The sequence below is a fragment of the Ruoffia sp. FAM 26255 genome, from assembly GCF_045528525.1.
Taxonomy (GTDB): Bacteria; Bacillota; Bacilli; order Lactobacillales; family Aerococcaceae; genus Ruoffia; species Ruoffia tabacinasalis.
Genome location: NZ_JBGQQX010000082.1, coordinates 1 through 6,240 on the forward strand (window position 1 = coordinate 1; position 6,240 = coordinate 6,240).

Sequence of the window (6,240 nt, forward strand, 5' to 3'; positions counted from 1 at the left end):
CATCCGTGGTAAGATGGGTGTAGGTCATTTGTGGTCACTCCTTTGTATTCTTTGGTCGGAATTACAAGTTGAGTGTACCACAAATGGCTGTTTTAGTTGTCTAGCTTAATTTTACAATCGGCGTATAATATAAACCTTTAAGATAATTTAGTTGATTTTTTTCATAAAAACTTTTTTCACCTATTAGAAAGGTTTCGGTCTCGGAGATTAAGTCATCAATATCTTCCAATTCGTTTCGTTTCAACAGATAATCAATCATATTAAGTAATACTTTCGAAAATTCTCCATTTAGCCTTAATTTAGAACCGTACTTTTTAATCTTATTAATGACCATAGTTTTAAAGTAATTCATGTGCTCAATATCCAAGAAAAACATACTATTTGCAAATAACGCTACTTCATAATGTCCCCAATCATAGACATCTTTTAAGTAATCCATAATAATATTGGTGTCATCGCGATTAAATCCATTATGATTGATTAACTGGAAACGTTGAGAGGCAATAATGGCATTGTGTAAGTGACGAAAGTTTGAATTTTCACTATATAATTCCTTTTCTTGTTCCACTAGTTTTTTTAAAAGTACTTTATTGCTCGAATAGTAAGCTTTTGAATATTGATTTAGAAAGTTACTTTGCAGTGGTGGGTCTGATGTAAGCACATGCACGATAAATTCACTATATTTAACATTCAATCGATCAAGAATCATTAGAAAATTATCGAGCTTAATATCATATTTATTATTTTCAAATTGCGATAAAAATTGAGGAGTGACAATACCCTCGGCGAGTTCTTTTTGCGTCATTTTTTTATTTTCGCGAATACTCTTGATTATTTTACCGTACGAAACCATTTTTGACCTCCTATAAGAATACTAGAACAATTTGCGATTAAATAATATATACTTTAAAGACAACCCAAAATCTATAAAATTATTTTATTATAAGTATATAGGGGGTGAGTTTATAAAGCAAATTATAATAATTTTCATATAATGACGGACTATATAAAGGTACGTTATATGAATCTTATTCTGAGAGAAGATATGGAGGAGGAGTTGGAAGTAATATGTATGCGTGGTATGTGACTTATACTGGGTATGTGACATCTAATTCAGGTAATCCAATAAATAAACTAATTATAGAGGAGTAGAATATTCTAATGAAAAAAATAGTTAAGTACGTCATGCTAGTTGTGTCACTATTATTAATCAGTCAAACACCCGTCTCTGCCAACGATAATCAAAGTTATGTCAGTGATAATGAAGAAAGTCCGATCAGTCATATTGTCTTTACACCCAGTAGTGTTCAAGTAACAATAAATAATGAAGCAGCTGAGGCAAGAGAAATTATTTTATTATTATCTAAGCATACAGATGAAGCCTTGCTTGCTCAAGTGGATCCAAATGCCGAGTCTGATGATTTACAAGTTTTACAAGATGAGTTAGGAATTAGCTTTAACGCGATTGAAGATCAACTTGATTTAAAAAATAATCCGACTGTTTTTAATGTGATTGAACAAATTCAACATGCGTCATCCGGAATATATTCATCGATTGACCCTATGGGGAATGTGGTATTCACTATTTCTAACCCTGAGATTGTCGAGTCTGATGAGACGATTCGTGTAAAACTGTTTAATGAAGACCTCATTGAGTTCACTCGTGGAGAAGATAATACGTTGGAATATAATTCCTATGACTTTGTGTTAGTGGAGTAGTTATATGAAAGCTAATAGAAAAATCTGATAAATTCCTCAAAAAGGAATCTATCAGATTTTTTTATTTGGGCAAGTTCATCTGAACAATATACCCATTTTGATAGTAGAAGAGGATGGGGGCATTGTATTTATTAGCAATCTGGCGAATAATTGTCTTGCCCATGCCTTCAGAATGATCTTGATTCTCATCGTAATCCGTACCATTATCTTTAATCAGCAATTTATTATGCTCTGGAAATTCTTGGAGGATGATATTCATTTGCGTGCTATTAGAATGCTTAATACTATTAATGATCGCTTCACGAATAATCGACAAGATATCTTTCTTCTGATTATATTTAAATTCAGTTTCAGTATGCAGATCAAAATTAATCATCAGCGGTGCGAATTCCTCACGCATATTGTCAATACTGACTTCAAAGTCTAGACTTTCATGGTGGATATGGTGAATGGTATGGCGAATATCATCCATTCCGTGCCGTAAATTAATTTGCAATTGATTGAGTTGCTTTTCAATTTTATCATTATCATTCGCAATGATGATTGCTTCAATTTGAATAATACTTCGGGCGAGCGAGTGACCGATCGCATCATGTAGTTCATTCGAAATCCGATTACGCTCTGACAAGATGCTAATATCGACGTCTTTTTGGTTAGATTGAATTAAATCCTTCATTTGATTTTTCATCCGTAATTGCTCTTCTGTTAACGTATCTCTCACTTCGTTTAACGAGGCTTGTTGTTGAATGATTTGTTGACTTTGATCAGCGATATATACCCCTAAAATTCCGATCAATAACATATAATAACTCCCTGGATTAATAATAAAAGCCACCAGGAGTACTAATAAACTGTAAAAACCAATATCAAAAGTCAATAAGTATACAAGCGGTAATAACAAAATATATGATGGAGCGACGAGCACACCTAAGAGACTAACAACTATATTTAACATCATTCGAAATCGTTTATTAACAATGATTCCACTTAATGCAATGAAGCAAATGGATAATAGTGATTCTAAAACAATCGTTATAATTTCATCTTGTGTCATCATTAATCGCATACTGAGTGTAATTAAGAGCATCCATAAAGCCTCTATAATAAATGTTTTACTTCTCATAGCCGCCTCCTTTATTTGATATTTCTTTCATTCTACCAAACTCATGACAAATGTCATATCAAAATTAGCGCAATGACACTACTGCATGAAAGAATTTACCTTTATACTTAAGTTAACAAATCAAGTAAGGAGTGAAAAAAATGACAGATAATATTGCAGTAGAAGTAAAACAACTTGTAAAACGTTACGGCAAATTGGTTGCCTTAGATCATTTTAATTTATCGGTATATAAAGGTGAAATCCTTGGCTTACTTGGTCCAAATGGGTGTGGTAAGACGACATTAATTAATTCGATACTCGGCTTACTCACTTATGATAAAGGTGAGATCGATGTATTTGGAGAAGAATTAAAACCTAACAGCTATAAAATTAAGCAACGAATAGGCGTGGTGCCTCAGGATGTTGCTTTGTTCGAAGAATTGACAGTATTTGAAAATATTGATTTCTTTTGTGGTTTATATATTGAAGATAAAGCTGAGCGCCGTCGTTTAGTTAATGAAGCAATTAAGTTTGTAGAATTAGATAAATACAGCAAATTTATTCCAAAGAAATTAAGTGGAGGGTTAAAACGGCGTTTAAATATAGCCTGTGGAATCGCTCACCAACCAGATTTGATTTTTATGGATGAGCCAACAGTTGCGGTTGATGCTCAAAGTCGTAATTTTATCTTGGAAGGGATAAAACGCTTGAATGAAAATGGCGCCACCATCGTGTATACAACGCACTACTTGGACGAAGCGGAGCAAATTAGTGATCGCGTTGTGATTATGGACTCAGGTCAAAACATTGCTGATGGGACTTTAGAACAATTACAACAAAAAGTGAATCAAGGCGAGATTATTAATATCGAATTGTTTGATATTATTCCCGAACAAATTGACGAAATGAAAGAATTACCAAATCTCAATACGATTGAGAAGACAGGTAAAAACAAATGGCGACTCGTCTTTGACGAAGGAAATAATCATGTCGTTCAATTAGTAAAATTCATTGAAGAACATGAATTGTCTTATACCCAATTATATAGTCAAATGCCAGATTTAAATTCAATCTTCTTAGAACTGACTGGGAAGGAGCTGCGTGACCAATGAGAGTAGCGCTAACGCAACTAAAGTATTATTTTCTGAGATTTATTCGAACACCAGATATATTATTTTATACTTTTGGTTTGCCGCTAATTCTTGCTTCTCTGTATTTCTTCGCATCATCAGGTTTAATTGAAGGTGACATAGAAGCTGTACCTATTGGAGTGACAACTGAATCAACTCCCTTTTACAGTTACGGCGAAATTTTGTCTGACATAGAAGTTCTCGATGTGACGACGATGAGCGAAGAAGAGGCAAGAGATCGGTTGGAAGCAGAAGAAATAGAAGTCTATGTAAAGCAAGATGGTAACTTATTAATGAATGAAAGTAATGTTAATACATCCATCGTCAAAACTATCATCGATCAAGTGAAACAAACCACAGCGATGGGATTGGATGCGTTGAACATAGATTACACTACGGAATTTGTCAAAATGGAATCGACACCTGGTTCGTTTATCGTGATTATGTTCTTTGGTTTAATCGCAATGGTTAGTTTATACGGGGGATTTTATGGCGTGCAAATCTCAGCTGAAATTCTAGCTCCCTTAAGTTCACTCGCATCACGGTTGACCATCACACCATTAAAACGCTATCGCTATATTGGGTTGAATGCTTTAAATGCTGTTCTCGTAAACTTTGCTGCGAATATCATCTTAATTGTCTATATCCAATATGTGCTCGGAATTCAAGTCGTGAATCATTTCGGTTATAGTTTCCTGCTTATTTTCCTTGGGAATATTTTCGGGATTATGCTGGGAATTGTTGTCGGACTTGTTCCAAAGTTGAAGATTGATGGAAAAACTCAAATCGTTGTCGCATTAGCGCTGATTTTAACCTTCATCTCTGGGGGAATGGTGACTGGTGTGAAGCAATTTGTAAACAACAGGATTCCATGGTTCAACAAAATTAATCCAGTAAACATTATTACTGAGAATTTCTACCGTATCAATTTACTGAATGACACGACCATTCTTTCACAAGGTATCTTGATTATGGTAGTTTATATCATACTTATGTTTACATTCTCAGTTTATTACTTAAGGGGGAAACGTTATGACCATCTATAAAATGATCATCCACATCTTCTCAACCTATTGGAAAGAGCTGATTATTTACTTCCTTATTTTCCTTGGTTTCGTATTTGTAGCCATTGGACAACCAGAAGCAGGTGAAAATCAAGAATTCTCAAGTGTAACCTTAGATATTGCAGTTGTGAACCACAGTGACGATCAACTGAGCGAGCATTTAGTTGATTACTTGAGCGCATCGCATGAAGTAGAAATGCTTTCCGATGTCACTATTGAAGACGTTGAAAATGAAGTCTTTTCTGGAACTTACCAGGGGATGTTATATATTCCTCAGGATTTTGAAGAATTAGTAATAAATGGACAAGCGGGCCAAGTTGAGTTACTTTTGAATGAACGTGATATGAGTAGTGCGCAACTTAATACAGAGGTAGATAACTACTTACGCTTAGCTAATGCACGAGTCGCTTCTGGAGTCAGTGATACCTCAGAGTTAACAAATCAGCTCGATTCAACTCTGAATGAAACAGCCGAAGTTGAAATGGTTGGTGGACTTGATAATCAAAACATTCTCTTGGCTTATACAACCGGGATTGCATTAGTGGGTTACTTTGTCCTCCAAATTATACTTGGAACAGTTGGTATGGCTATGTCAGAAATTAAATCTGATAAAATTCAAGACCGCATTAATTTGAGTGGAATTTCAAATCTAAAATATAATACCCAAGTTGTCTTAGGACAAATAACGTATGGTGGGTTAATTCTACTCGTTACTATCTCAGTTCTTTGGTTCTATATACCGAGTTCTATTCCGATTGATTACGTTCGAGTCATTATTTCACTTACCTTGTTCATTCTAACAGCCTTATCGATGGCATTTTTAATGACATCAATCACGAACAATCGCAATATTATTAATGGACTCACAACCGTCATTAGTTTGGGACTCGCATTCTTGTCAGGCTTATTCATCCCTTATGAAATTATGGGAACGGCCATCCAACGAATTGCTCATTTCTCTCCTTTGTTTTACTTTAGACAAAGTGTCATGAAAGACATCAATTCGTATTCAGATTTATTAACCGAGTGGGGCTTACTATTAGCCTTCGCCGTTGTCTTCACCTTATTAGGTGTAGCAATATCACAACAAAAGCGTGCAGGTAAACGATAAACTTTAAGTCCTTGAGGAAACTCTTGGACTTTTTCATGTGCGCCCGGCATGGGCGATAACTTGGTGGTGAAAGTCCACTACAGACTTGGCAGTAGGAACTGTTAGCTAAAGGCA

Annotated in this window: 6 protein-coding genes; 4 read left to right on the forward strand and 2 right to left on the reverse strand. The window is 34.9% G+C overall.

Annotated elements, in window-relative coordinates:
- Positions 1-100: 100 nt before the first annotated feature.
- On the reverse strand, positions 101-853 hold the full coding sequence (locus ACEN31_RS10830; RefSeq protein WP_407109415.1) for a helix-turn-helix domain-containing protein: 753 nt from the start codon (positions 851-853) through the stop codon (positions 101-103).
- A 308-nt stretch (positions 854-1,161) separates the two neighbouring features.
- Here ACEN31_RS10830 and ACEN31_RS10835 point away from each other — a divergent pair, with 308 nt between their 5' ends.
- Complete coding sequence (locus tag ACEN31_RS10835) at positions 1,162-1,719, forward strand: hypothetical protein (protein WP_407109416.1); 558 nt, start codon at positions 1,162-1,164, stop codon at positions 1,717-1,719.
- 61 nt (positions 1,720-1,780) lie between these two features.
- Here the strand turns inward: ACEN31_RS10835 and ACEN31_RS10840 are convergent, their stop codons facing one another.
- Positions 1,781-2,842, reverse strand: coding sequence for a histidine kinase (locus ACEN31_RS10840; protein WP_407109417.1), 1,062 nt, complete (start codon positions 2,840-2,842; stop codon positions 1,781-1,783).
- A 140-nt stretch (positions 2,843-2,982) separates the two neighbouring features.
- Between ACEN31_RS10840 and ACEN31_RS10845 the strand changes: the two genes are divergently transcribed.
- Genes ACEN31_RS10845 through ACEN31_RS10855 form a run of 3 tightly spaced genes read left to right on the forward strand, consistent with a single transcriptional unit; the run spans position 2,983 to position 6,126 of the window.
- Entirely contained in the window at positions 2,983-3,933 is a 951-nt protein-coding gene (locus ACEN31_RS10845; RefSeq protein WP_407109418.1) for an ABC transporter ATP-binding protein, read from the forward strand.
- Positions 3,930-4,997, forward strand: a complete 1,068-nt coding sequence (locus ACEN31_RS10850; RefSeq protein ID WP_407109419.1) for an ABC transporter permease — start codon at positions 3,930-3,932, stop codon at positions 4,995-4,997. The genes ACEN31_RS10845 and ACEN31_RS10850 overlap by 4 nt, the downstream gene beginning before the upstream one ends.
- Positions 4,984-6,126, forward strand: a complete 1,143-nt coding sequence (locus ACEN31_RS10855; protein WP_407109420.1) for an ABC transporter permease — start codon at positions 4,984-4,986, stop codon at positions 6,124-6,126. Before ACEN31_RS10850 ends, ACEN31_RS10855 begins: the two co-directional genes overlap by 14 nt.
- The last annotated feature ends 114 nt before the right edge of the window (positions 6,127-6,240 follow it).